This is a genomic window from Ciceribacter sp. RN22 (assembly GCF_024054295.1).
Classification (GTDB): domain Bacteria; phylum Pseudomonadota; class Alphaproteobacteria; order Rhizobiales; family Rhizobiaceae; genus Allorhizobium; species Allorhizobium lividum.
In genome coordinates, this window is record NZ_JAMXLD010000002.1 from 159,424 (window position 1) to 185,157 (window position 25,734).

25 protein-coding genes and 2 pseudogenes are annotated in these 25,734 nt (G+C 62.5%); 9 read left to right on the forward strand and 18 right to left on the reverse strand.

Features of this window, described 5'->3' with window-relative positions; all coding sequences use genetic code 11:
- Positions 1 to 22: 22 nt before the first annotated feature.
- From NHF53_RS15885 to NHF53_RS15930, 10 genes are all read right to left on the reverse strand, one after another.
- Positions 23 to 814, reverse strand: a complete 792-nt coding sequence (locus NHF53_RS15885) for a cyclase family protein (RefSeq protein WP_252835114.1) — start codon at positions 812 to 814, stop codon at positions 23 to 25.
- A 3-nt stretch (positions 815 to 817) separates the two neighbouring features.
- Complete coding sequence (locus NHF53_RS15890) at positions 818 to 1,735, reverse strand: NAD-dependent epimerase/dehydratase family protein (RefSeq protein ID WP_252835115.1); 918 nt, start codon at positions 1,733 to 1,735, stop codon at positions 818 to 820.
- Complete coding sequence (locus tag NHF53_RS15895) at positions 1,735 to 2,712, reverse strand: fumarylacetoacetate hydrolase family protein (RefSeq protein WP_252835116.1); 978 nt, start codon at positions 2,710 to 2,712, stop codon at positions 1,735 to 1,737. The genes NHF53_RS15890 and NHF53_RS15895 overlap by 1 nt, the downstream gene beginning before the upstream one ends.
- Positions 2,713 to 2,764: 52 nt before the next feature.
- Positions 2,765 to 3,346 carry a cupin domain-containing protein gene (locus NHF53_RS15900; protein ID WP_252835117.1) on the reverse strand — a complete coding sequence of 194 codons (582 nt, stop codon included), beginning with the start codon at positions 3,344 to 3,346 and terminating at the stop codon, positions 2,765 to 2,767.
- On the reverse strand, positions 3,343 to 4,461 hold the full coding sequence (locus tag NHF53_RS15905; RefSeq protein ID WP_252835118.1) for an MFS transporter: 1,119 nt from the start codon (positions 4,459 to 4,461) through the stop codon (positions 3,343 to 3,345). The genes NHF53_RS15900 and NHF53_RS15905 overlap by 4 nt, the downstream gene beginning before the upstream one ends.
- A gap of 76 nt (positions 4,462 to 4,537) precedes the next feature.
- Positions 4,538 to 5,665: an FAD-dependent oxidoreductase gene (locus NHF53_RS15910; protein WP_114363447.1), complete on the reverse strand. Its 1,128-nt coding sequence runs from the start codon at positions 5,663 to 5,665 to the stop codon at positions 4,538 to 4,540.
- Positions 5,662 to 6,039: a Rieske (2Fe-2S) protein gene (locus NHF53_RS15915; RefSeq protein WP_252835120.1), complete on the reverse strand. Its 378-nt coding sequence runs from the start codon at positions 6,037 to 6,039 to the stop codon at positions 5,662 to 5,664. Before NHF53_RS15915 ends, NHF53_RS15910 begins: the two co-directional genes overlap by 4 nt.
- 3 nt (positions 6,040 to 6,042) lie before the next feature.
- Complete coding sequence (locus NHF53_RS15920; RefSeq protein ID WP_252835121.1) at positions 6,043 to 6,990, reverse strand: VOC family protein; 948 nt, start codon at positions 6,988 to 6,990, stop codon at positions 6,043 to 6,045.
- 30 nt (positions 6,991 to 7,020) lie between these two features.
- Positions 7,021 to 7,683: an EthD domain-containing protein gene (locus tag NHF53_RS15925; RefSeq protein ID WP_252835122.1), complete on the reverse strand. Its 663-nt coding sequence runs from the start codon at positions 7,681 to 7,683 to the stop codon at positions 7,021 to 7,023.
- Entirely contained in the window at positions 7,680 to 8,852 is a 1,173-nt protein-coding gene (locus NHF53_RS15930) for a S9 family peptidase (protein ID WP_252835123.1), read from the reverse strand. Before NHF53_RS15930 ends, NHF53_RS15925 begins: the two co-directional genes overlap by 4 nt.
- A gap of 187 nt (positions 8,853 to 9,039) precedes the next feature.
- On the opposite strand from NHF53_RS15930, the gene NHF53_RS15935 reads away from it, so the two are divergent.
- Together NHF53_RS15935 and NHF53_RS15940 are read left to right on the forward strand one after the other, a co-directional pair.
- On the forward strand, positions 9,040 to 9,981 hold the full coding sequence (locus NHF53_RS15935; RefSeq protein WP_252835124.1) for a LysR family transcriptional regulator: 942 nt from the start codon (positions 9,040 to 9,042) through the stop codon (positions 9,979 to 9,981).
- 281 nt (positions 9,982 to 10,262) lie between these two features.
- Positions 10,263 to 11,150: a transporter gene (locus tag NHF53_RS15940; RefSeq protein WP_252835125.1), complete on the forward strand. Its 888-nt coding sequence runs from the start codon at positions 10,263 to 10,265 to the stop codon at positions 11,148 to 11,150.
- Between the two features lie 89 nt (positions 11,151 to 11,239).
- Here the strand turns inward: NHF53_RS15940 and NHF53_RS15945 are convergent, their stop codons facing one another.
- Positions 11,240 to 11,497 (reverse strand): hypothetical protein, encoded by a 258-nt coding sequence (locus NHF53_RS15945; protein WP_252835126.1) that lies wholly within the window; start codon positions 11,495 to 11,497, stop codon positions 11,240 to 11,242.
- Between the two features lie 206 nt (positions 11,498 to 11,703).
- Here NHF53_RS15945 and NHF53_RS15950 point away from each other — a divergent pair.
- Positions 11,704 to 11,934, forward strand: a pseudogene (locus tag NHF53_RS15950) (transporter); the annotation flags it as partial.
- 121 nt (positions 11,935 to 12,055) lie between these two features.
- Here the strand turns inward: NHF53_RS15950 and NHF53_RS15955 are convergent.
- Positions 12,056 to 12,688, reverse strand: coding sequence for a TetR/AcrR family transcriptional regulator (locus tag NHF53_RS15955; RefSeq protein ID WP_252835128.1), 633 nt, complete (start codon positions 12,686 to 12,688; stop codon positions 12,056 to 12,058).
- Between the two features lie 104 nt (positions 12,689 to 12,792).
- On the opposite strand from NHF53_RS15955, the gene NHF53_RS15960 reads away from it, so the two are divergent.
- Positions 12,793 to 13,998, forward strand: a complete 1,206-nt coding sequence (locus NHF53_RS15960; RefSeq protein WP_252835129.1) for a multidrug effflux MFS transporter — start codon at positions 12,793 to 12,795, stop codon at positions 13,996 to 13,998.
- A 145-nt stretch (positions 13,999 to 14,143) separates the two neighbouring features.
- Here NHF53_RS15960 and NHF53_RS15965 read toward each other — a convergent pair whose 3' ends face one another.
- The 4 genes from NHF53_RS15965 to NHF53_RS15980 all read right to left on the reverse strand — a co-directional run bounded on the left by NHF53_RS15965 (position 14,144) and on the right by NHF53_RS15980 (position 18,599).
- Positions 14,144 to 14,989: a fumarylacetoacetate hydrolase family protein gene (locus tag NHF53_RS15965; RefSeq protein WP_252835130.1), complete on the reverse strand. Its 846-nt coding sequence runs from the start codon at positions 14,987 to 14,989 to the stop codon at positions 14,144 to 14,146.
- A gap of 63 nt (positions 14,990 to 15,052) precedes the next feature.
- Positions 15,053 to 16,549, reverse strand: a complete 1,497-nt coding sequence (locus tag NHF53_RS15970) for a bifunctional 3-(3-hydroxy-phenyl)propionate/3-hydroxycinnamic acid hydroxylase (RefSeq protein WP_252835985.1) — start codon at positions 16,547 to 16,549, stop codon at positions 15,053 to 15,055.
- A gap of 111 nt (positions 16,550 to 16,660) precedes the next feature.
- Complete coding sequence (locus tag NHF53_RS15975; RefSeq protein WP_252835131.1) at positions 16,661 to 17,554, reverse strand: VOC family protein; 894 nt, start codon at positions 17,552 to 17,554, stop codon at positions 16,661 to 16,663.
- Complete coding sequence (locus tag NHF53_RS15980; protein ID WP_252835132.1) at positions 17,547 to 18,599, reverse strand: amidohydrolase family protein; 1,053 nt, start codon at positions 18,597 to 18,599, stop codon at positions 17,547 to 17,549. The genes NHF53_RS15975 and NHF53_RS15980 overlap by 8 nt, the downstream gene beginning before the upstream one ends.
- A 286-nt stretch (positions 18,600 to 18,885) precedes the next feature.
- On the opposite strand from NHF53_RS15980, the gene NHF53_RS15985 reads away from it, so the two are divergent.
- Positions 18,886 to 19,605 (forward strand): GntR family transcriptional regulator, encoded by a 720-nt coding sequence (locus NHF53_RS15985; RefSeq protein WP_252835133.1) that lies wholly within the window; start codon positions 18,886 to 18,888, stop codon positions 19,603 to 19,605.
- Positions 19,606 to 19,653: 48 nt separating this feature from the next.
- Here NHF53_RS15985 and NHF53_RS15990 read toward each other — a convergent pair whose 3' ends face one another.
- Positions 19,654 to 20,619, reverse strand: a complete 966-nt coding sequence (locus NHF53_RS15990; protein WP_252835134.1) for a LysR family transcriptional regulator — start codon at positions 20,617 to 20,619, stop codon at positions 19,654 to 19,656.
- A 165-nt stretch (positions 20,620 to 20,784) separates the two neighbouring features.
- Between NHF53_RS15990 and NHF53_RS15995 the strand changes: the two genes are divergently transcribed.
- The 4 genes from NHF53_RS15995 (at position 20,785) to NHF53_RS16010 (ending at position 24,875) form a co-directional block, all read left to right on the forward strand.
- Positions 20,785 to 22,125, forward strand: coding sequence for an MFS transporter (locus NHF53_RS15995; RefSeq protein WP_252835135.1), 1,341 nt, complete (start codon positions 20,785 to 20,787; stop codon positions 22,123 to 22,125).
- A gap of 37 nt (positions 22,126 to 22,162) precedes the next feature.
- Positions 22,163 to 23,650 (forward strand): carotenoid oxygenase family protein, encoded by a 1,488-nt coding sequence (locus NHF53_RS16000; RefSeq protein WP_252835136.1) that lies wholly within the window; start codon positions 22,163 to 22,165, stop codon positions 23,648 to 23,650.
- A 40-nt stretch (positions 23,651 to 23,690) separates the two neighbouring features.
- Entirely contained in the window at positions 23,691 to 24,374 is a 684-nt protein-coding gene (locus NHF53_RS16005; RefSeq protein WP_252835137.1) for a glutathione S-transferase family protein, read from the forward strand.
- Between the two features lie 66 nt (positions 24,375 to 24,440).
- Positions 24,441 to 24,875, forward strand: a complete 435-nt coding sequence (locus tag NHF53_RS16010; RefSeq protein WP_252835138.1) for a heme-binding protein — start codon at positions 24,441 to 24,443, stop codon at positions 24,873 to 24,875.
- A gap of 209 nt (positions 24,876 to 25,084) precedes the next feature.
- Here the strand turns inward: NHF53_RS16010 and NHF53_RS16015 are convergent.
- Positions 25,085 to 25,720: pseudogene (locus NHF53_RS16015) on the reverse strand (nicotinate-nucleotide--dimethylbenzimidazole phosphoribosyltransferase); the annotation flags it as partial.
- Positions 25,721 to 25,734 lie beyond the last annotated feature (14 nt).

The window sequence follows — 25,734 nt, forward strand, 5'->3', positions numbered from 1 at the left end:
ATTCGATCCGGCCGCCGGCCGTTTACCGCCACGATGCTCGTGTGCTCTCCTCAAGTATGGCGACGGTGCGACACCAGCCAGCGGAACCGCCTTTGATCTTGACCGGCAGGCAAGACACGGTGAAATCCGACGGCGGCAGTTCGTCGAGCCGCGTCAGCTTTTCCATGTGCATGAAAATGCCTTCACGGGCAGCCTTGTGACCTTCCCAGATAAGACCTGCGTCCCCGGTTTCGGCGAAGCGTCGCGCCGTGACAGGGAAGGGGGCATCCCACGACCAGGCGTCCGTGCCGGCGATGTGGATACCCTGTGCCATCAGCCAGAGCGTTGCTTCGCGGCCGATGCCGCAGCCGCGGCCGAGGAAGTCCGGGCGGCCATAGGCGGCGCCGGCGGCGGTGTTGATCAGCACGATGTCGTAGGGTTGCAGCGCGCGCCCCGTGGCCTTCACGGCGGCCTCGATGTCTGCGGCAGTCGCCACATGGCCATCGGGAAGCGCACGCAGATCGAGCTTCACGCCCGGCCGGATGCACCAGTCCAGCGGCACCTCGTCGATGGTCCAGGCACGCTCGCCATTGTTCATGGTGGAGGCGAAGTGCCAGGGCGCATCCAGGTGCGTGCCGGCATGGGCGGTCAGGTGCAGTTGTTCGACCGCCCAGCCCTCGCCGCCCGGAACGTCGGCGATATCGAGGCCCGGGAAGAAGCGGAGCACTTCGTCCGAGCCCTCCGCATGGTTGGTGTAGCTGATCCTCGGACCGAGCCCCGGTGGGTCGGCGGGAATGTCGTTCTCGATGGCCACTGAGAGGTCGATGATCTTCATGGGTCAGTCTCCTAAGAGTGCGGCTTTCGCCAGCGTGTCGAGATTGGCGTCGGCGCGGACGCCGAGGGCGAGCGCCGGCGTGGCGTCAAGCGGCGGCATCGCGCCGAAGAGGCGTCGCAGGTTGTCGTCATCGCCCCAGCGAATGCGGGCTTGCTTTCCGGTCACGCGGCAGACCGCGTCACATACCTCGTTCAGATTGGCATGCAGAACCGGAGGCTGGACGACGGTCCGGGCGGGGTCGGCGAGCTGTGCGGCGTGCAACAGGGTGGAGACAGCCGCTTTCCTCGACATCCACCAGCAGGTGCTGGTCGCGGGGACGGGACAGTCATAGGTATCGCCGGCCGCGATGCGGTGGAAGATCTGGCTCATGAACGCCGATCCGTGTCCGCTCTCGCTGACCGGTCGGGCGACGATGCCGGGAAAGCGCAGGCTTATCGCCGAGAGCGCCCCGCGTCGTGTCATGTCGGACAGCAGAATTTCCATCATCAGCTTGTGAGCGCCGTAGGTGAGAAGCGGCGCCGGCCGGGTTTCCGCCGTCACCGGGCGCTCATCCAGGTCGCCGTAGACGGCGATCGACGAGGCAAAGACGAAGCGGGCACCGGGGCGATTTGCGGCTACCGCGCGCGCCAGAGCCACGGGCGCCAGCAGATTGACGTGGTGGCCAAGATCCTGTTCCCGTTCGGCCAGACCGCCCGGAACGCTTGCCAGGTGAAAGACAAGATCGAAACCCGGCCCCAGCAGGTCCTTGAGAAAATCCTGGTCGCCGAGATCGCCGGCGATCGCTTCCGAACCGGACGGAGCCGGTCCGGCAAAGGCCCGGTCGGTCAGGACCAGCCGCTGGGCCGCCGGATATGCGGTCGCAAGCGCGGCGGCCAGGCCCCGTCCCAGAAAACCGTCGGCGCCCGTGACCAGAATACGCATCAGGTCCGGACCACGCTCTGGTCGATCACCCCGAAGGGGGCGGAGCCATCCGGCAAACGCGCCTCCATCCGCACGCGATCGCCCCAGGTGAGGAAGGGCGTACGCGCGGCGCCTTGATCGAGAAGCTCGATCACCCGGATTTCCGATATGCAGGACGAGCCTGCGTTACGATCGGCATTGGAAACCGTGCCCGAGCCGACGATCGTGCCGGCCGAAAGCCGACGGGTGCGGGCGCAATGGGCGATCAGTTGGCCGAAGGAGAAATGCATCTCGTCGCCACGGGCGCGTCCGACCTCACGGCCGTTGATCTCGACATGCAGCGGGAGGTTGACGCGTCCCTTCGCCCAGTGCGGGCCGAGCTCATCCGGCGTGATCGCTAAGGGCGCGAAGGCGGTGGAGGGCTTTGCCTGCAGGAAGCCGAACCCGGCGCGCATTTCGCGCGGACCAAGCGCGCGCAGCGACCAGTCGTTGATCTGCACCAGCAGGCGTACATGGGCTTCCGCCTGCTCAGCCGTCGTCCCCATCGGCAGATCCGAGAGCACGACGCCGAACTCGCCTTCCATGTCGATCAACAGCGCGTCGTCGGGGAATTCGACATCGGCAAGCGGACCACGAAAGTCGTCACTGGCGCCCTGATAGATCAGCGGGATCGTCTCGAAGTCCGGATTGGGCGGATTGTCGAAGGCCTTGTCCATCAGCCGCCCGTGATTGAGAAACGCCGACGCATCCAGCCATTGCGGCGCGCGCGGGAGCGGTGCAAGGCAACGTTGCGGCTCGAAACGGGTCGCAAATGGTTCCTCGCCCGCGTTCAGCCGATCGTAGAGGCTGGCGAGGCGCGGAGAAACGGCATCCCAGTCTTCGATGGCGGAGAGCAGGGAGGCCGATATTCCTGTTGCCGGCATTGCCAGCGTCAGATCACGTGAGACGACCCACAATTGGCCGTCGCGGCTTCCGTCATGGTAGGTTGCGAACTTCATGGGGACCTCATTGGTGCCGTTGGAGCCTGCTAGGCCTTCGGGGAATTGCGCTTCATCGCCCGGCGAGGCTCGCGGCGAGGGCGGGATCGTAAGTGCCCGAGACGAGGACGAAGAGCATTCGGCACATCCTGCCGGACCGGTTGGCCCAGGCATGGTTGGTGCCGCGCTGGATGACCACGGAACCGGGCTTCAGAAGCGCCTCGCCATCATCGAGCACCAGGGTCATTTCGCCCTCGATGACGATGCCGTAGTCGATCGACTCCGTCCGGTGCATCAGCGGATGCGGAGAGCTCTCCTTGACAGTCGAGGCGGCCTTGTCGCCGATCTGCTCGAACGCCTCGCCCATCCGCCCGGCCCCCGATTTCAGGAAATCCTCGGTGTCCGGTGGAATGTCGACGAAGCGAATGCGGGTGCCGCCGGAAGGCGGGGGCAGCACGAGCGGTCCAAGCGTCGGGTCGTCTTCATTGGCCACGCGCGCGGGGCTTTCCGCCGTCGACCAGACCTCATGGAATACGGTGCCCGGAATAGCGGTGATCTCCACGACGGTCGGCAGCGGTCCGACCTCGGTCAGAATGGAGCGCCCGTCCTGGCTGTGTCCGGTCACGACGCGGGTGATGGGGGGAAAGTCTGTCATGCGCTTTTCGCCTTGGTGAAGAAGCCGATGGAGATGATGCCCACCACGACGGCGGCGACGCCGAGTGCCGAATAGCCGAGGTTCTGGCCGAGCGCTCCGCCGACGATCGGCCCGAGTGCCGCGCCGACCATCAGCATGGCAGGGGTGGCGGCAACCGCGCGCCCGGTCGGATCGAGCTTGGCCAGTCGCCCGAAGGCGAAGGTATGGGTGAATATCTGGATGGACACGAACACCGCCGCCGCAGGCGCCCAGAGGGTGAAGATCGTCGCCGATGTGACGATGACCGCGAGAACGGCCTGAACCGCAGGTCCGATCTGGGTGACCAGTGTCGCCGAAACGCGCGTTTGAAGGAACGCCGCCAACGGCGACGGCAGGATGAAGTTGACGAACCCCAGCGCGATCAGGACGGCGAGAACGCTATCGGGTGAGAAGCCGCGCGTCTTGCCGATGACTTCGACGAAGGAAAACACCATCGCCTGGTTGAAGGTCATGATGCTGATACCGAAGATGGTGAGCCAGGTCGCGCGGCTGAAAGGCCGCCTTTGATGTTCGACGCCGCTCACGGGGTTGCGGAACAGCAGCGCCGAACTGATGGTGGCGACAGCCATGATCCCGGCGAAAACCTGAAACAGGACCGGGCCGCCACGGGCGATCAGCAACTGCGGAATGACGGCAAGCAGAATGATGGCGAGCAAGCCAAGCGCAATGCCGGCCAGCGCGATTAGGCGATGCGGATTGGCGGCGTGTCCCATTGTCCCGTGCACCATGGAGAGCGCAACGCCGACCGACAGGCCCGCGACGAGGTGGAGCAGGGCGAGCGGCATGAAGCCGGCCTGTGTGGACGCGAGCAGGAAAGCCGCTGCGGCCACGCCGAAGCCCAAGGTCGCGGCCAGTCTCTGGTTCATCCTGTTGAAGCGTGGGGCGACCAAGGCGCTGGCGACGACCGCGCCGACGAGGAACAGGGTTGCCAGCGCGCCCGCCTGCTGCGGGCTGAAGCCGTAACGCTCGACCAGCGCGCCGACCCAGACGGGCAGCGCGATGAGATCCAGCATCCCCGAGAAGTGGCCGATGATGAGGGCGGTTACCCCGGCCACTCCGAACTTTTGTCCTGACATTCGTGCTCCTCCAGCAAAATTGAACGGCGGCAATCGGCGCGCGATCTCCCAAATCGCCGCACCGCCGCGACTTTTTTCAGATGGCTTCCGCCAGCGTTTTCATGGAAGCCTGCATGATTGCGGCATGCGCGTCGCGGCTGCCGCCATGGATCTCGATGTCGGCCAACTGGCCGGAATTCTCGACCACCATCCGGCAGCGCTCCCAGCGTCTCGCTTCGAACGCGGCAAGGGCGGAGCCGACATCGGCGCCTTGGCCAAGCTCTTCGGCCAGCACCATCGCGTCCTCGATACCGATGCAGGCGCCGGCCGCCAGATGCGGTGTCGTGGCATGCACGGCATCGCCGATCAGCACCACGCGGCCCTTGAACCAGGGCCGTGGCAACAGCATCTGCTCGAGCGGGCGGTAGATGATCTGATGTTCGGAGGACAGTTCCGACGCAATCCTGCGGATGATCGGGGAGGGGAAGCGCTCCAGCAGGCCCCGCAAGTTTTCAACCAGCACCTCCGGCGGAACGAAGTCGTTGGTGGGGCGATCTTCGGTCAGGAACAGGTAGGCCTGGTCCTTGTTGACGCCGTTCAATCCCACCTTGAGTTTCGGGCCCATCCACATGGTGACGGTATCGATGCCCTCGGGCCTCGGGAGCACGGCGCGCCAGACCGACTGGCCGATGAAGCGCGGTTTGGGAGCCTCGGGAAAGATCTTGGAACGGACGGCGGAGTAGAGGCCGTCCGCGCCGACGACGAGATCGTACGTATCCGAACTGCCGTCACCGAAACTAACACGCACTCCGTCTTCGCCCTGCATGATATCGGTGAACGTTAGCCCCAAGCGAACCTTGGTGGAGGAGGAGCGCACGGCTTCGGAAAGGATCTTGGCGAGCGCCGGACGCATGATGCCACCGCCGCCGGGGATGTCGGCGCCGGCCACGCGCGGGGTCGGCAGCGTCACAAGCACGGAGTCGTCCGGCCCGCGCAGTTGCACGCCGTCGCTGACGAAGCCTTCCTCGAGAAACCGGTCGATCAGGCCAAGATCCCGCAGCACCCGGAGCGTCGAGCCGTGCAGGCTGATGCCGGCGCCATAGGAGCGCCACCCTGCGTCGATCTCGACGAGATCCACCTCAAACCCCTGGCGGGACAATTGCAGCGCCGCGGTCATGCCGGCGAAGCCGCCGCCGATGACAAGCACTTTGATATTTGAATTCATGTGGTTTCCTCCTCTGCGGGCGCGGCGACGAAAATCTCCCCCTCGTCGCTCACGGCAATGTCTACGGCTGTCAGCTTTTGTCCCAGGCAAGGTCCAAGAACGCATTCACCGGTATCGATTTCGAAAAGCGCGCCATGCGAGTGGCACGTCAGATGGGTCTTTTCGCCATTCAGGTAGGCGTCGGTCTTCCATGCCATCGGCGTGCCGGTGGAATAGTGCGGGCAGGCATCAAGCCAGGCGTACAGAACGCCCCGGCGCCGGGTCAGGACGATCTTCCTGCGCGTTCCATCCAGGGGGCCGAAGCCTTTCGCCTCGGCCTCGCCGATCTCATCGGACCGGCACACATAGTGGAGTTTTCGCGTGGCGCTCTGCATGTGTCAGGGCTTCGCGCCGGGCGGCGGGCCTCCGGTGGGAGCCCATTTCTCACGATATTCGAAGAGGACGATCTGGGAGGCCTCGGCTCCGTTCGGGGCTTCGCGCGCGACCCAGGTGTCGTCGTGCTTGTCCATGTCGGCGTCGTATTCGAAGTGACAGCCGAGCGGACTGTTGAAGTACCAGAACCAGTTCGAACCGAACTTGTGCCGGCCGGGGCCCCAGAAACTCTGATAGCCCTTCTTCACGAAGCGCGTACCCGCCACCATCAGCTCGGTCGGGCCGCCCATGTGGAAGGCGAGGTGCTCGCACCCCTTCATGTATTCAGGCGTGCGGATGAAGAAGAGCGTGTGATGGTCGTCGTTCGCCTTCGGCCGCAGGAAGGGACCGGCACCGGTCAGGATGTCGGTGATCACGAAGCCGAGGCGGTCGCAGTAGAACCGGGTCGCGATCTCGATGTCGGGAACGAACAGCACGACATGGCTGAGCGAGCGCGGCAGCGCCGGCATTTCTTCCCAGACGCCGATTTCGTTCGGCTTGCGTTGCGCCGGTGCGCCCGGCGCATTGATCTTTTCCGCTGGCATGACGAGTTCGCGGCGGATCGTGACCTGGAACCTCAGCTCGAAGCCATGGTCATCCTTCAGTTCGATCGAGCCGTCGGACAGGCGCGCCACCCGGCGGTCCTTGGAAAGCTCCGTTTCGATCGCGTCGAGATCCTCGGCGGAGCGCACGCCATAGACCTGCTGACGCAGCATGTTCGACGTCGGCAGCGGCGGAGGCAGCGACGGATCGGACTTGTGGCGGATGATGATGCCTGTACCGTCCAACGTCTCGAACAGGCCGCCGGCAGGGGTAACGTCCGTCGGCTTCAGGCCGAAGGCGGTCAGGTATTCACAACAGGCGGCGACATCGTCGACGCCGAAGACGAGATAATCAGGCCCGATGATGTTCATGGGACATTCCTTTCTATTCCGAAGTCTTGATCAGCCTGCGTGGAGAACATGTTCGCGGGCAATCGCCAGGCAGTAACGTGTGTCGGAGGGAGCGAACGCCGGGGCGGCGTCGCGGCAGGCCTGCGCGAAGGCAAGCCCGGCGGCCTCGTCCGGCAGCCAGAATTCGTCGACGGCCTCGACCGGCCCCGGAAACAGCGGCAGGTTGCGACACTGGCCGAAGAGGCCGAAATCCGCGCCATTGGCGGCATCGGGCACTGTTTTCACGTCCGGTGCATTGTTGAACCAGAACAGGAAGACCTTCACGGCGCCGTCCCGCAGGCCCGGCGGCAGGATCAGCTCTTCGGTGACCGGAAGGCCCAGTACGGAGGTTTCATCCACCATCTTGGGTTCGTCCGGCTGCAGTTGCTCGAGATAAAAGGGCGTCTCGCGCGAGGATTTCGCCGCTGCCATGTCCGGGAACCAGACCTCGGTGACAAAATCCAGGCCGAGCGAGAGGGCCCTGGGCTGCCCGTCACCGCCGAAATAAATGCCGTCGAAGACATGGTTCTGGACGTAGCGGCGCGGCGCCTGGGACGGTTCGCGGGCGATATAGTCCAGCACCAGCCTGCCGTGATGGTCCTTCATGTGCGCACGGTTTTCGCCAAGCGTCTGCCCGAGACGCCGCCGTCCGCAGATCATTGTCTTGATCGTCATGCTGCTTGCTCCGCGACCGTGCGTCCGCCAAGGGTTTCCGCGACCCAGTCGGCGATATAGGCGCCGGCATTGGCGGAATTATCGAAGCTCGAATGCTGCACGCCGCCGGTGCGTTCGTCGAAAATCTTCAGTTCGCGCCTCGGGCTGTTGATCAGCTGGTCGTAAGTGGCGTGCGCCCACTGAAGGGGGATCTGGCTGTCCTTCTCGCCATGGGTCACGAGGAAGGGCACGCGGATCCGGTCGAGGATGCCGTTCAGATGAACGTTTTCGGCGATCTGCATGAACTCGTCCATGTCCTTGGCGCCCCAGACCCACATGACGTGGCTCCAGTAGTGGGGGACCGGGAAGTTGCCCTCGCGGGCAAGGCGCTTCTTCTGCACGTCGCGCCAGTCGTGGTTGGCACCCCAGACAACACCGCAGGCAAACCGCGGTTCGAAGGCGACCGCACGCGGACAGTAGTAGCCGCCGAGCGACACGCCTTCCATGCCGATGCGCCTGGGGTCAACGTCCGGCCGGCCCTCCAGCCAATCGACGACGCGGCTGGCCCAGTGCTCGCTGTCGAAGCGGGCGGTGAGCCCCTGCAGGCGAAGCGCTTCGCCCGTGCCCGGCTGGTCGACGATCAGCGAGGCCACGCCCCGCTTGGCCAGCCAGCCCGGCAGGCCGACGAGGAATTTCATCTCCTTGGTGCTGTCGAGGCCGTTGACCTGGACCAGCAGCGGCGCGAGGCCCTCGACGCCCTCTGCCGGAACATAGAGAGCCGAGAGGTGCTTGCCTTCGTAAGGGATTTCGACCCGGCGGCAGGGTGAGCCGGAGAGCGTCAGACCTTTCTCGAAGCAGTCGAGAAACTGCCGGTAGAGGGCGACGCGCCCTTCCGAACCATGCGCCAGCAGACGTTCGGCGGTGATCATGTAGTTGGCGGCACGGATCAGCTTGTCGCCGGACGAAATCAGCCGACCCTTGGCTTCGTCCTCGTCCGCAAGGGAAACCAGCTTGTCCGCCATATGAATCCATGTTTCGCGGAACGCCTGCGTTCCGGCCGCATCCGGCGCCTTGGCTGCGTCCTGCAGCGGGGCGCACATTTCCTCGATCTCTCCCATCCGGGCGCCCATCTCGATCGACAGATTGACCGAGAGGTTCCAGACGTAGTTGGTCGGAAAATACTTGAACATTAGGTCTCCTCGAGGTCGCCGCGAGCGGCGCAGATTTCATCGGGAGGAGATTGGGCTGACGGCATGGCTCAACCGGCCACATGACATCATCTCCTCCCGAGGCGAGACTTAACGAAAATCAATCTGTTTACAAAATTGCTTTGATGAATGATTTATATTTACGCTGTGAATATCTGGGAGGACACTCATGCGGTTCAAGAACCTCGATCTGAACCTGCTGGCCGCGCTCGATACGCTGATCCGTATCCGCAACGTCAGCCGTGCGGCCGAGGAAATGTTCATCACACAGTCGGCGATGAGCAATGCGCTCGGGCGGCTGCGGGACTATTTCGACGATCCGCTTCTCATCCAGGTCGGGCGATCCATGGAATTGTCACCATTGGCCGCATCGCTCGAACAGCCGGTGCGCGACATCATCGTCCGGATCGAGGCCGCGGTCGTTTCAACCCCGTCGTTCTCACCTGAGGAATCGAACCGGAGCTTCAGCTTCATCGTGTCGGACTACACCGTCCTCACGATCATGCCGGCGTTTCTCCAGCGCCTGGAGAAACTGGCGCCCGCCATCCAGATCCAATTCAAGCCGCAACAGAACTATCCGCACCTTCTGCTGGAACGTGGTGAGGCCGACCTGCTGATCGCGCCCACCGTATTCTGTTCCACCAATCATCCGATGGAGACGCTGCTTGAGGACCGGCTTTGCTGCGTCGTCGATTCGGACGGGCCGTTCTCCTCCGGCGTGATGTCGCAGGCCGACTTTCTGTCCGCCGGCCATGTCGTGATGCAACCGCCCAATGGCGGAGAAAGCTTCGCCCAACGGGCCTTCGATCGCGTCGGTATCAAGCTCAGGATCGAGGTGACCACCTATTTCTTCTCGTCACTGCCCTTGCTCGTTCGGGGCAGCCGGCGGGTCGGGCTGGTCCAGCGGAGTCTGGCGCAGGTCTTGGTGAAGCTCGGCGGTGTCCGGATCGTAGAGCCGCCGTTTCCGCTGCCCGCGCTGCAGCAGTCGCTTCAGTGGCACAGTTATCGGACACGCGATCCGGCCCTCTCGTGGATCCGCGAGCAGATCCACGAGACGGTCCGCGCGATTGCTGAGAGTGGCGCGGTCGAAGGCATAGATCCTGCGACATGATGAATATGCCTGAGCCGGGTATTTATTCTGCGAATAGCTCGTATTGCCAATGACCATTTTACATTCGTCAAGTGCCGGCTTAGTCCGGATTTCGGGTGGTATCGGGTTTCCCTAGAGAATCTCGATGCGCCGGTGGCGAGGTGGCCGCCGAGGGGGAAGGACAGCAGACAATCTGGATGACCAGACTCGCTTACCGCGAGGATGACGTCGTGCGCGCGTTTGCAGCTCGGAGCCCCTTCGCGCGGGTATCGTTGTCGTTGTTCATGTGAGGAGGATGGATAATGAAATTCAGGAAATTCGGGCTTGCCGCGGCGCTATCGGCAACGACGCTCTGTCAGGCGCAGGCTGCCGAGAACGGCAACGCGCAGTATTCGCCGGGTTCACCGCAATTCTTCGCTGCGGGCATTCCACCCTACCCCGGTCTCTATTTTCTTTCCCAGACCAACTATTTCACCGCCGACCGGACCAACGACTCGAACGGCGACAGGGTGCCGATCGACTTCGAGGTCAAGGCGCTGGCGGAAACCTTCCGCTTCCTCTACGTGAGTGACATCGAAATCGGCGGCGCCCAGCTCTGGGGACAACTCGTCGTTCCGGTCGTTCATCTCGACATGTCGCTGCCATTCGGCGAGGACACCACGCTCGGCCTCGCCGACATCACCACCTCCGTGGGACTCGCCTGGCACCCGGATCGCAACAACACGTTCGTCGTGGGTGTCGACGTGGCAATGCCAACCGGCAAGTACGACGTCTCCGACATCGCCAATATCGGCACCAACCACTGGTCCGTTCAGCCGACCGTCGGCTATCACTATTCCGATCCGCAGGGTCTGGAGGTCGGCGCCACGGCCCGCCTGATCTTCAACACGGAGAATACCGAAACCAACTACACGTCCGGTACGGAATTCGTCCTGGATTACGCGGTCGGCTGGAACTTCGACAAGTGGCGCATTGGCGCGGTCGGCTATTACCTCGAGCAGATCTCGGACGACTCCGGACCCGGTGTTGCCGCAGACGGACATCGCGGCAAAGGTTTTGCCATCGGTCCGTCGCTAACCTATTCCTTCAATCCGGGTTTGCAGCTCAGCGCCTCCTGGCAGCACGACGTTCTCGCGGAGAATCGAGCTCAAGGTGACGCTGTCTGGGTCAACTTTGCCACCAAGTTTTAGGCTCGAGCACCTCTCGGAGGGGCATGGCCCCTCCGAGAGGTGAGAGGGAGGCTGCACGCGGAGAGCCGCAGGCGAGCTTCGACAATGCATCAGCGCGCCAGCATCGAGCGAGGATCACAACGGAGAAGCCACGCGAACGGGCGAGTGCGATCGGCTCGCTCGGCGTGGTGGCCGGGGCGACGTTCTTCCGCTTCCAGTCCAAGCACTCCGTCGGCGCGATGATCATGCAGGCCGCTGGCTTTGCCATTCTCTATACGCAGTCGTCGCTGACCGGCGGCATTATCGGCATCGTTCGTCAACAATGTCGGGTGCGGGATCTCGCTGCCGCTCGTGCTCGCCTTCACCATGAGCAAGCTGCCGGGCGGCTATCGTGGCCGGGCCTCGGGCATTTGGACGTCGATGTTCTTTATCGGCCAGTTCGTCTGCCCGCTCTGGGTTGCCGCCGTCTCCACGCTTGGCGGTGGTACGATTGCCGCGATGGCCTTCTTCGCCGGGTTCATCGCAGTCGGCGGGCTGCTTCTTTTGACGGGCTTGGTGCTACAATCGCTTCCAGTTCGGATTGGCCGGGAACATCCGCTGGCAGATCGAGGACGACGAAGGTTCGCCGACTGTGCCGGCGACTGACGGGCAGAGGCATAAATCCATCCGGCTCGGTCCTATCCTGGCGGTCGATTTCCCCGAGCATCGCACCACCGTGATGCTGAAATATCTGACCGACGTCTACAGCCGCAACGCGTTCGACGGCGACTATCTGCAGCTCAGCTTCATTCGAAAGATCTGGTAGCGCGGTCGGACGCCGATCGCATCTTCCCGCTTCTGGACGCGCGCCCGATCAGCCCCGGGCGCGCGGTTTGTTTCGAGGAAGTGGCGGCGACCCTGCGCAACCCGTGAAGTCGAGCCTGCCCTTACGTGGCCGGAGGGCACAGGGCCGCCAGTGCGGCGTCGATGCGAATTTGGAGCTGCCGCATGAGCGTGTCCTGATCCATATCGAGAATGAGCGCCTGAAGATGCAGCTGCCCGAGAATGGCGCCCAGGAATACGTCCACGAGCAGTTTCTTCCGCTCCATGTCGGCGGCGTTGGCGAGCAGGTTTGTCGGCTGGAGCCGCTCGACCATAAGCGTTTGCGCCCTGTCCATGCATTCGCGGTAGAAGAGAGCAGCCAGATCTGGCGACTTGCGTGCTTCCGAGATGACGAGGCGCGTCAGCGCCAGCTGGCGCGGCGAAAGGATGAAGGCGGCGAGGCCGATCAGCAGCTCGCGCAGTCTGTCGCGCGGATCAGCCGCCTCGTCGGGGCTCGCCACCCAGGCGTCGACGGGATCGTGGCTCTGGATCAAGGCGCGGAACAGCGCCGGCTTGTCGGGAAACAGCTTGTAGACCGATTTCTTGGCCATGCCGCAGGCGCGCGCAATCTCTTCCATGGTGGCGTCGCCATAGCCGAGAGAGGCGAAGACCTCCTCTGCCGCCCGCAGGATTAGCTCCCGACGCTTGGTTTCATCCAGAACCGGCGGTCGGCCGGGAGAAGCGACGGAATTCGACATGGTGCAGCAATTCCCTGTTGACATTTGGAAACGAATGCGTTTCTACATAAATGTAGGAAACGATATCGTTTCTATACCTCACTTGGCGACAAAGGAATACCCCCATGGAAAAAGGCGCATCCCGGATTGGCATCGCTCTCGGCCTGATGTGCGGTGTAGGGCCAATGGCAACGGACATGTATCTCGGCGCGATGCCCGAGATCGCCACCTCGCTGAACGGCTCGGCGGCGGGCGTCCAGATGAGCGTCATGGCCTTTTTCCTGGGCTTTACCGTCGGGCAATTGTTCTACGGCCCGATCTCGGACCGGACGGGCCGCAAGCCGATGATCTATCTGGCGCTGACGATCTTCGTCGTCGCGTCGATCGGCTGCATCTTCGCGGGCGATATCCGGCAATTGCTGGCATGGCGTTTGCTGCAGGGTATCGGCGGTTCGATCGGCATGGTGATGGCGGCGGCCGTGATCCGCGATCTCTACACCGGAGTGCAGGCCGCCAGGCTGATGTCTGTCGTGGTGCTCGTCAACGGCGTCGCGCCGATCGTGGCGCCGCTTGTCGGCAGCATGCTGCTGGGCGTCGGGTCCTGGCGGCTTATCTTCATGGTGCTGGCATGTTTCGGCCTGTTGGCCGCCGTGGTCGCCTGGAGCATGCTTCCGGAAACCCGCATGCGCGAGCTGCGGGAGACGAGCAGGCCGAGTGACGCCTTGAAATGGTATGGGCATCTCATGCTGCGCCGGGATTTTATTCCCTACGCCGGCACGCTTGCGCTCGCCCAGGGCGGATTCTTTGCCTACATTGCCGGGTCATCGTTCATCTTCATCGATCTCTATGGCCTGTCACCCTTGGCCTACTCGCTCGTCTTCAGCCTGAACGCCCTCGGTCTTGGAGCAGGGTCGCAAATCGCCACGCGGCAGGTCTCCCGTTTCGGACTGCGGGCGGTCGCCCGCGCCTCGACCGGCATCTACGCCGCTGCCGCGATCCTGTTGCTGGCGATCCAGCTTGCCGGCGCCGGCGGCGTCGTTCCGACCTCGATCCTGCTGTTCCTCATGATCTCCTCGCTTGGCGGCATCATGCCGACCTGCAACGTGCTGAGCCTCGAGGGCCACGGCGCGATCTCCGGCGTCGCGGCGGCTCTGATGGGTGCGCTCGGCTTCGGCGCGGGCGCGCTGGCCAGCCTGTTGCTCGGTCTCTTCGAGGACGGTACCGCGACTCCGATGATCGCGATGATCGCGGTTTGTGCGGCGGCGGCGGCCCTGACCAGCCACCTGGCCTTTCCGCGCCTCAAGGAACAACTTCAGCCGGCCGGTTCGTGACGGTTGTCGCTTCTACATAGAGTATCCGGCCAGTTTCGGAGTCGAACAGAATGGCTCCATATCATTGGCCGGAATTCTCAAAGCCGTCGCCTGCGACAGAACGTGCGGCAGAAGGTCGGGACCTCGCGCCTGCCACATCAGGCTGTCACTCTTCGTCTGCGATCGGGTTTCTTAGGACGCCCAGCTTTTCGATCTCGACCTCGACGACATCCCCCTGCTTCATCCAGAGAGGTGGGTTGCGTTTCGCTCCGACGCCCCCCGGTGTCCCCGTAGCAATGACATCACCGACCTCCAGTCGCGTAAACGTCGAGCAGTATTCGATCTGTCGGGCTACGTCGAAGATCATCTGGTCGAAGGTGGCGTCCTGGACGACCGTCCCGTTCAGGCGCGTCTGGATCCGCAGCGATGCGAGATCACCCAGTTCGTCCGGGGTCATCATCCAGGGTCCGAAGGCGCCGGTATCGGGAAAGTTCTTGCCTGGGATGAACTGATGGGTGTGGCGTTGAAAGTCGCGGATGCTGCCGTCATTATAGGTGGCATAGCCGGCCACATGCGAAAGTGCGTCCTCACGGCGGATATAGCGCCCCGGCCTGCCGATGATCACCGCGAGTTCGCCTTCGTAATCGAGTTCGGTGGACACTTTCGGTCGGATGATAGGCTGAAGATGTCCAGTCTGGCTGTTGGCATAACGAGCAAAGATCGTCGGATGCTCCACCTCCGACCGGCCGGTTTCCTTGCGGTGCATCTCGTAGTTCAGGCCGACGCACAGGATCTTGTCCGGGTTCGGGATGACCGGAAGCCATTCGATGTCGGCAAGCAGTGTCGAGACGGCGGACGCCCGGGCCTCCGCCACACCTTTGAGCCCCGCTTGAAGGGCTGACTTGAGGTCCGGATAGATGGCGGCAAGTGCTGCGCCGACATCATGGAACCTGTCTCCCTCTACGATTCCCCAGGTGGTTTGTCCTGCGGTGACGACTGTCGCTAGCTTCATTGTGTTCTCCAACTCGAGACCTGTTTCATCGAATATTCTTGCGAGAGCGGTGGCCCGAATGTCTCAAGCGAGCAACGACCTCAGTTCGCAGAGTTGCCGCTTCAAGTCTTCCGCACTGTTCGCCGTGGCGAAAACATAGTGATCTGGCCTGACGAGAGCGGCTTGGACCCCGTGGCGGTTGAACCAGGCGGCCATGACGCCATCCTTCTCCTGCAGTACGTCGCCTCGCTTACAGTCCGTGGATTTCGGGAGGAGCCGCATGACCGTGAGGTCCATCTGCCGAGCATCTTCGGCAAAGGCCTCGAGAGCGAGGTCGCCGCGCCCATCGACGAAGAGGCGCCATCCACTCCCGGCAATCTTGTCCAGCAACAGTTCCTTGCCGCCAGTCAGGATGACGGGCTGGACGAAGAGGGTTCCTCGTGCCGGTACATCCGATGACGTGAGCAGTCCCGCCTCCAGTGGCGGTACGATGTCCTGCCGGGTTAAGGTGGGAGCCTTGCCGCCGCCTTCGGCCAGAATGCCCTGATCGCGCTCGGCGGCGGCTTCGGGGTCGCGGATGCAGATCGCCTCACCTATCGCCTTGATCTTGCCGGTCAGGGTTTCAACGTGCCGCTTGCGTTCGACGGTGTAGCTGTCTAGCAGTGCGTTGCCGGACTTTCCCTTCAGTACCCGGTCGAGCTTCCAGGCGAGATTGGTCACGTCGCGCAGGCCTTGGCACATACCCTGGCCGATGAACGGCGGCTGTTGATGCGCGGCATCGCCGGCAATCAGCACACGTCCTTTTTTCCACTCGTCGGCGACAAGAGCGTGGAAGCGGTAGGAGGCGGCGCGCCACAACTCGCCGTCTTCCGGATTGAGCCAAGGTGAAAGCAGTTTCCAGACATTCTCCGGCTTTTCCATATCATGCCGATCCTCGCCGGGTAGAAGCATGATTTCCCACCGTCGGTGGTTTTTCGGGCCGATGACGAAGCTCGTCGGACGGGCAGGATTGCAGAACTGCGCCGAAGTATCGGGCAGCTTGGCAAGCGCCGCGTCGTGCACCTGCACATCGACTACCAGCCACGGCTCATCGAAGACAAGATCCTCCAACTTCATTCCAGCCAGTTGGCGCACCGTGCTGGAGGCCCCATCGCAACCGATCAGATATTTCACCGCGACGGTGCGGACCTGTCCGGCAGCATCCTTCAGCACGGCCGTGACCTCGCTGCCGTGATCGACAAGGCCAATCAGCTCGGTTCCGAGTTCGACAGTCACGTCCCCGAGCCTTTCGACATGGCGGCGCAGCGCCGCCTCGACCGGCGGCTGGGTAAAGACCATGCTCGGCGTATAACCAAGCGGATAAGGTTCCGGCACCATGTCGATCCGGCGGATCAGCTGCCCGTCCGCTCCGAAATGCTGAGATGCGGTGAAGGGTGCGACATAGGGCAGGACGTCTTCGGCGATGCCCATGTTGTCGAAGTGGCGCAGGATCTCATGATCCAGGGCGATGGCTCGGGGTTTGTCGTAAATCTCCGTGAGCCTGTCGATGACCAGTGTCGAATGGCCGCGCTCGCCCAACATGGATGCGGCGACCGCCCCGGCCGGGCCGAACCCCACGATCAGGAGATCGTAACGCGATGCAATGTCTCTGTCGTTTGTCACGGGAATGCCTCTGGAAATGGAAAACGCTGATCAGATGCCGGCAAAACCGACGGCCAGTTGGGCTCTCTTGCAGGCCTCGCTCTTTGGCGGCGCAATGCCCCAGTGATCGGTGCGGCCCGGCGGCCAGACCCATTCGTCCGGCCCCTTGGCCCGGTAGCTGTCGTCCACCTGCAACACCTCGGCGGTGTACTCGATCACGATACCAGCCGGATCGACGAAATAGGCGAAGACATTGTCGCCAGGCCCGTGCCGACCCACACCCCAGCCGATCGGTGTGCCCTGATCGACGACGCGACCCGAGCCGCGCATGACCGATTCCAGATCGGGCATGAGAAAGGCGATGTGGTTGAGGCCGTTGATCGGCGCGTTTGCGAGCACCACGGCGTGATGGTCGTCATTGCAGCGCAGGAAGGCCATCGTCTTCGACCGGTCGGTCTGACTGAAGCCGAGGACCTGCTGGTAGAAGGTCGAGAGAGCCTCGATATCGGCGCTGTTGATGTTGATATGGGCCAGGCGCTCGACCTGATTGGCAACAGTCTTCGGCTCTTTGCGTTGGTCGCCATGGACGAATTCCATGACCGCACCCTGCTGCTCGCGGATAACGAAACGCTGACCGCCCGAAGGGGCATCCGCGACACCGATGTCTTTCAGGACCGCGCAGCCCGCTACCCGACATTTGTCCAGTAGCCGCGGCAAATCCTCCTCCGACCGGACCCGAAACGTGATCTTGCGCAGCTCGGCCTTTTCACTCGGTTTCAGTTCCAGAACATGAAAATCATCGCCAGTGGCGGCAAGGTAGACCTTGCCCTGCGCTTCCGCAGCGACGGTCAGCCCCCAAACGCGGGCATAGAAGTCCACGGAGGTGGCGAGGTCTGGCGTCGAGATTTCGACGCTACGCAGCGCAGCGACAGGAAAATCACTCATTCACTTCCTCCTCGATGTCCAGGAAAGCGAGCGCGTTTGCGAATGTCAGCCGCTCCCGCAGAGCCGCCTCCTGAAAGGCGTTATGGATGCGCGCGATGGGCTCGGCTTCGCTGAAATTGAAGGGGTAATCCGTGCCGATGAGGATGCGTTCCTCACCGAAGATGGCGGTGAGATGGCGCAAGGTCTCGTCTTCGAACACAAGCGAATCCACGTACAGCCGCCGCGCCTGCGCCGAAGGTCGCTCTGCGAGCGTCTCCTTCAGGGAAGAGAATGTCTCGTATCCCTGTTCCAGCCGCGGCAGAAGCGACGGGAAGGTGCCACCACCGTGACTGAAGGCGATGCGCAGGCCGGGGAACCTCGACAGGACATTACCGGTGACGACCGACGCGGCGGCAAGGCCGACATCGGTCGGATAGGCGAGAACCTGCTGCAGGGGCGCCGGGCCAACCAGCCGGTCCGTTCCGGCGGGGCGCACAGCATGTACAAAGATTGCAGCGCCCAACCTCTCGGCCTCGGCAAACAGCGGATGAAAGCGCTCGTCGCCGATCGGGACGCCGTTGACATTGCTGCCGATCTCGATGCCGGCAAAGCCCAGTTCGCTGACGGTGCGCGTAAGCTCGGCAAGGGAACGGTCGAGATCCTGCAAGGGAAGGCCGGCCAGCCCCACGAACCGGCCACCTCCTTCCGTGACCATGGTGGCGATTACGTCGTTGACGTGACGGACGAGACCGTCCGCGGCTTCTGCCTCGATCCAGTAGCTGAACAATTCCGGCATCGGCGACAAGGCCTGAATTTGAATGCCTGAGCGATCCATCGCCTCGAGACGTCGCTCGACGGCCCAGCAGGCGTTGCTGACGGTACGATAGGGCTTCGAGTCGATCACCACGGTGGCATGGCACTCATGGGCCGCGGTCATGGAGGGCCAGCCGGGGACATCCCGCCCGCCGGGCGACGTGGGAAACCGTGACGGCACGACATGGCAATGAAGGTCAATGCCGCAACAGGTGTTGTGCCGTCTGAACAGACCTCCCGTGCGTCGCACCATCTTATTCCCTCCACCAACGGATGGAGAGAAATAATGTACACAATACATCATGTAAATCCATAATTTATAAATTTATGCAAAGATGTGCGTTCATCGCGTGCAACCGCGAGCTTCGATCGATCCGTCCAGCCGATGCTTCTCGTGCCAAACGGCTGCAATATCAGAGCGATAGGTCGAACTTGGATCCGTTCTCCGGGTTGCCATCAGGGTTGCGTAAAAAAATATATTTTCCGGCGGAGGTCGGTTTTGTATATATATATGATCTGCAAATTCCGTGGGAGGCTCCATGAGTCAGGGCGCGATAACCAGGGCGGTCGACGCTCCCGCAACACGCGCGAGCGACGTCTACGAGCGGCTGAAGTCGGACATCCTGGCGGCAGAGCTCGAGCCCGGTCGCAAATTGCAACTCCGTTTCCTCATGGAGCACTATGGTGCAGGGCAGACGCCGCTGCGCGAGGCACTGAACCGGCTGGCGTCGGAGGGTCTGGTGATCGGCAAGGAGCAGCGCGGCTTCTTCGTGAAACCGGCCAGCCTCGATGAGCTACGGGAATTGACGAAGACGCGCTGCTGGGTGGAGGGGCTGGCACTTCGGGAATCCATGGCCAACGCAACCGCCGAATGGGAGGAAACGCTTCTTGTCGCACATCACCGGCTTGATCGTACCCCCCGCTCTCTCGATCCGGATAAATTCGTCAGCAATCCGGAGTGGGAGCAGCAGCATCGCCGCTTTCATGAGATCCTGATCGGCAATTGCGGCTCGAAACCATTGATCGCCTTCTGCCAGCAACTCGCTGAGCGCCTCGCTCGCTATCGGGCGCTGTCAAGCCGCAAGGCTTTTCGGGTGAGGAAGGTCGGGGACGAGCACGCGCAGCTCCTCAGAGCGACGCTGGAAGGGCATGTGGAAGACGCGGTCGCTCTCTTGCAGGCCCACTATATCCGCACGGCCGATTTCGTCGAATCCGATTTTGCTAGTGCTCCATCAGCGAATGAGCCCAGTGATCAGTGACACCGGACGCTGAGCCGATCACTCCGGCTAGACCATTGCGGACGTGCGTCAGCCGGGGCTCGCCGTATCTTCCTGGTGACAAATCGCCGATAGCCTTTCGCTGTGGTGTTGGCGATCGGCGACCGAGAGAATCGCGTCGCGGAGCCACCGGTGGGCAAGGTCCTCGTCAAGATAGCGATGCCATACCATCACCTCTTTCAACGGTTGCATTTCGAAGGGGGCATTGAAAAGCTTCACGGGAAAGCGTTGCGCCATCTCTTCCGCCATCCGCCGGTGCATCGTGACGATGCGGTCCGTGCCGATCACGAGAAGGGGAGCGACACTGAACTGGTCCACGGTACACTCGACACGCCGCTGGCGGCCATAGCGCGGCAGGAACCACTCCTCGAACGCGAGGCTCCTCTCATCCCCCAACCGGATGGAAACGTGGCCGCGCTCGAAATAGTGGTCCAGCGTCAAGTCCGCCATATCCTTCGCGGCATCCGCGCACATCATGCAGACGTGCTCGTCTTCCAGAACCTGGACCTGTGGATGCTGGAGCTTGCCGGCATACTGTTCGGGGATGATCAGGAGATCGACGGCGCCCCGCTCGAAGGCTTCGAGGACGTCATGCGGTGTCCTTCTGATATCCAGCCGCATGCCCGGAGCACTGGAGGCCAGGTCACGAACCACCCGCGCGAGCAGAACGTCCAGCATGTAGTCGGATGCAGCGACGGAGAAGGTCCTGCCGATTGACGCGGGCTCGAAGGTCGGCCGCATGGCAATCGCGGAACGGGCACGCATCAACGCGTCGCGCACTGGCGCCATCAGGCTTTGGGCAAGCGGAGTGAGTTCCATGCGACGACCGACCTGAACCATGAGGCTGTCGCCGAAGTAATCCCTCAATCGTGCCAGCGCTGCACTCGTCGCCGACTGCCCGATATGCAGCCGCTCCGCTGCGCGCGTCACGTTCCGCTCTTCCAAAAGGACGTCGAGGACGACGAGTAGGTTGAGGTCAAACCTGTCCAAACGCATGTCTATTTCGAGCTCCTTACAGAAATGTATCGACACCATCGATGAGTAGCATTAACACAATCTGTTTCATCGTTGAATTGATAAACGCTAATCTCGATTGTGAACTAACAAGCTGTGAGGGAGGCCATCCGAGCGGGCCGGTGACAGTGAAGCTGGCAGTTGCGGATGGAGAAGCGTGCGGAGCCTGATCGGCTGCTGCACGAAATGGCTTGTGGTCGAGACAATACGAAACCGTCCGCTGTCGTGATGGATCGAGCTCGGTTGGGCCGTGTCCAGTCGGCCGTTTGGGCGCGCTTTTCGCAACGGGAGGAGAAGAATATGCCAAAACTGAACAGTCGCGGTGGACATGCCGCGCTCAGTGTCTGCCACATGGCCGGCATGATTGACCTTGCTGCTCTGCCGCTCTGGATTGGTACGCTGATGAAGTCTTACGGCCTGCAGGCGCCTCAGGCCGGGCTGACCGTGACCGTGTTTCTTGGTGCTGTCGTCATCGCCAGCGTCACATTCGCTCCGATGTTCACGCGACTGCGGCACGCGCTTTTCGCGCTTTGTGGCTTTAGCATATCGGCTCTCGCTTTCCTCGCCGCGTCTTTGGTCCCGGTGTCGCAGGAGAGCCTGTCAACATTGCTCGTTCTCCATGCGATCGCCGGTTCTGGCGCGGGTGCGGGCCTGTCCGTCACCCATGGCGCGATCGGCAGGACGGCCAACCCGCATCGCCTGTTCGGCATCGTGAACGTGGCAATGGGAGTGCTGGCGATCATCATGTTCGCAACACTGCCCGGCATTATCTCGGCCTTGGGCGGTCGAGTGATTTTCCGGGCCTTCGCCGTCACCATGGGAGTGGCCGCGATTGTATCGTTGCTCTTCTTTCCGTCGATCGAGAGCTCGGAGGCAAAAGAGGGTGGACTGCATGGCCTTGCGGCGCACACGGCCCTTCCGAAGGTCGCATGGTTGACGATCGGGACCATCGTTTGCCTGTCGCTCAACCAGGCCACGGTGTTCTCCTATGTCGAGCGCATCGGCGTCAGCCATGGCTTCGGTGAAGACGCTGTCCAAGGGGTCCTAGTTCTCATGGGCTTCATCAACCTCGCGCCTGGTATCCTGGCCGCACTTCTGCAGCAGAAGCTTTCGCCGCTTGCCGTCGGTTTGGTCGGGCTGATCTTGCAGGCCGTCATGGCGCTATCGATGACGACAGCTTCGACATTTGTCTTCTACGCGGCTCCGGCGGCCCTGTATGTCTCCCTGGTGATCTTCAGCCACACTTTTCTCTTCGGCCTCTTGTCAAAAGTGGATCGGAGCGGGCGTGCCGTCGCAGCCACACCCGCGATGATGATGTCTGGCTCGGCCATGGGGCCGATCCTCGGTGGCGGCGTAGTCGCGTTGGTCGGTTACCCGGGCCTGGGTTGGGTCGTGCTCTGCATCGCTGCGATTGCAGTCATGCTGATCCTACTGACCCGAAGGGAACTCACGCGGGCGGCACAAGACGCAGTGCCTGCCGTCGCCTGAACCTGCGATCCCCATGATTTGGAAACGGAGTGAGATCATGAACAAGCATGTGAATTTTTCAGCCGGTCTTCAGTTCCCGGATGATGTTGTGTTCAACGGCTATGCTGCACCAGTCCGGATAGAGGGCGAGGTCCACGATCTTGAAGTGATCGGCCGCATTCCGCCGGAACTGGAAGGAATTTACATCCGCAACAGCGCTGATCACACCCACCCGCCGCTGCATGGCAAGGACATCTTCCTGAATGGCGACGGCATGGTGCACTCGGTGCGCATACAGAACGGCCATGCCGATCTGACGATGCGTTATGTCCGAACCCGGAAGTTCCAGCTCGAACGTGCGGCGCGCCGGGCCCTTTTCGGCGCCTATCGCAATCCGTTCACCGACTCGCCCGAAGTTGCCGGCGAGGACGCGAATACGGCCAACACGTCGGTTCTCTGGCACCACGGCAGGCTCTACGCGCTGAAGGAGTCGGGGCGGCCCTACGAGCTCGATCCGAACGACCTGACGACCCGCGGAGAGACGGATTTCGGTGGTCAGCTCACGAGCCGGACTTTCACCGCGCATCCGAAGATCGACCCGTTGACCGGTGATTGTATCGCGTTTGCGTATAACTGCGAGGGCGTCGCGAGCGACGAGATCGAAGTCTACCGGATCGATAAGGAAGGGCAGTTCGTCCGGACTGAACGGTTCAAGGCGCCATACTGCTCGATGGTGCACGACTTCCTCGTATCTCGCGATTTCATCGCCTTCGTCATCTGCCCTATGGTCTGTGAGTGGGACCGGGTGAAGAAGGGAGAGTCTTACTGGCACTGGGACAATCAGAAGCAGACCTACATCGCGGTGATCCCGCGTGACCGGGGTGTCTCCGCGATCCGCTGGTACACGGCGCCGAAGGTCGCGATGCAGACCCATACCTTCAACGCCTGGGATGATGGAAGCCGGCTGGTTCTCGATCATTTCGTCAACGAATCGGGCTGGCTGAGCCAGTTCCCCGACCTCCACAATCCGGATGCTCATGAACTGCCGCCCTTCGGCGAACGCTGGATCGTCGACCTGTCAACGTCGGGCGGGGATGTAAAGGTCGAGCGTTTCATCGACCACATCGGTGAAATGCCGGTCGTAGACAATCGCTTCTCGATGCACCGGACGCGCCATTACTGGTTCGGTACCAACCATCCGGAACGGTGGCCGATGCTGCAACCCGGTCCGAAGGGGCCTCCCTTCACCTGCCTTGGACATTTCGATGAGCACACGGGCAAGATCGACCTCTTCTATGCCGGACCGGACTCTTCGCCCGAAGAGCCTTGTTTCGTGCCGCGCAGTCCGGACGCGGAAGAAGGCGACGGCTGGCTGATGACCATGGTCGGTCGCCGCGGCGAAAACCGCACCGACCTGGTCATTCTGGACGCCCGCAATCTCGCGCGGGGCCCGGTGGCGGTGCTGAAATTCCCCTGCCGGGTGCACGAAGGGTTCCACGGCATCTGGGTACCGGGCAGTGCTCTCGGTTCCGACCGCGGGTTTTGATGGGAATGCGGCTGCGCGGAGGCGTGCTGCCGCGACCTCTATGGGAGGAGAGACGAAAGGTATGATCACGTTGTATGGTGATGTCACGAAGACCCGCGCCAATCGATGCAGTTGGATGCTCGGCGAATTGGAGCAGGAGCACGAGAGACGACCGCTGGCTTTCCGACCCGGCGACCGAAGGCCGGCAGACTTTCTCGCGCTCAATCCGAACGGCAAGCTCCCAACGCTCGAAGACGGCGATTTCACGCTTTTCGAGTCGCTCGCGATCAACCTCTACCTGGCGAAGAAATATGGAGGGATGCTCGGGCCTCAGTCATTCGAGGAAGACGCCCTTATGACACAATGGTCGCTCTGGGTCGTCACGGAGATTGAAAAGCCCCTGCTTATGGCTTCGGCGATCCGCGTTCTGTTCGATCCTCCGAAGCCGAGCGACGATGAATTCGAGTTGGCCATGGAGAGACTGTCCCGCCCGTGGACTGTCCTCGACTCGCATCTGCGGAACTACCGGTTCATGATGGGGGAGCGCTTCACCGTGGCAGACCTGAACATCGCAGCGGTGATGCATCTCGTTCCGATCGCAGGAATTGACATTTCGCGCTGGCCGGCCATGAAATACTGGCTTGAAACCTGCCTGGAGCGGCCGGCGGCCGTCGATGCCCGGACCGTGAATTTCAAAGTCCCGCGTCCGGCAACACCACGCGACATCTTGGCGATGTTCTTGTGAGCGATGCCGCCGCCGCGGCGCACGATCACAGCCCTCGCAGACTTCCTCAACCACGTCAGGGATATCATGCTCAAACTTTCCGAAGCTTCCGACATCATCGACGCAGCCCTTGCAGAGGGCCGGGCCAGGGCGCTGGCTCCGCTCGCCGTCACCGTTCTCGACGCAGGCGGACATCTCGTCGCCTACAAGCGCGAGGATGGCTCGGGCATCGCGCGGTTCGACATTGCTTTCGCCAAGGCGTGGGGATCCCTCGGCCTGGGTTTCGGGTCTCGGGAACTGACTGCACGGACTGCGAAGAACCCAAGCTTTTTCATGGCCTTGGGACCAGTGAGCGGAGGGCGGATCGCCCCTTCTCCCGGCGGTGTTCTCATCCTGAATCATGACGGCGACGTCGTTGGTGCGGTTGGCATCTCCGGTGATCTCGGGGACAATGACGAGTTCTGTGCTATCGCCGGCGTCGAAGCTGCAGGATTTCGTGCTGTGCCGGGGATGGTCGAGTGAGACAGGTGGGGAGGCGTTCCCTGCCATATACTGACTGCCCAGCCTTCAGGGCTTTCGCCGCTATGAGGATATCATCGTCCGGCTCTGGTTGCGGGTATTTGGACTGCATCGCCACCACCTCGGTCGCGTGCTTTCCATGTGTCGCATCGGGCCGCGTCCGAAACGCGGCTCGACAGTTGCCGTTGGCGATAGACCCGGCACCATGCAGATTATTGCGCGGTGCGGCTGTCGACGCCGGCTTCGGCGAAGGTCGCTATCCCGAGATGGCAGCGCAGTGCGGCTTTCGCGAGAATCGCTCCCAGCACAGCGCCGGTCCCTTCCCCGAGCCGCAGATCGAGAAGCGGCCTCAGACCGAGGTCGGCAAGAAGACGCCGGTGGCCCGGCTCCATAGACGCGTGGCCCACCGTGCAACGCACAAGGCCGTCTACGCCGCTGCAATGCAAGGCGAGGGCGGCTGACGAGCATATGAATCCGTCCAGCATTACCGGGATCGAAAGCAGGCGCGCGGCGAGAATTGCCCCGGCCATGGCGGCGATCTCGCGTCCGCCGAGTATCCGCAGGGCATCCAGACCGTCATCGATCGACTCCCGATGGCGTTCGACCCCCTCGGAGATGATGTGGGCCTTGCGTTGACGGACCTCATCGGAAACGCCCGAGCCTCGTCCGCACCATTCGGTCGCGGGGCCGCCGAGGAGAGCGTGGTACAGAGCCGAGGCCGACGCCGTGTTTCCTATGCCCATTTCCCCGGGGCACAGGATGCTGGCGTCCGGTCGCACGGCGTGCATTCCTGCATTGAACGCTGCCAGGAATTCGGCTTCGGTCATGGCGGGCCCATGCAGGAAGTTTCTGACGGGATGGG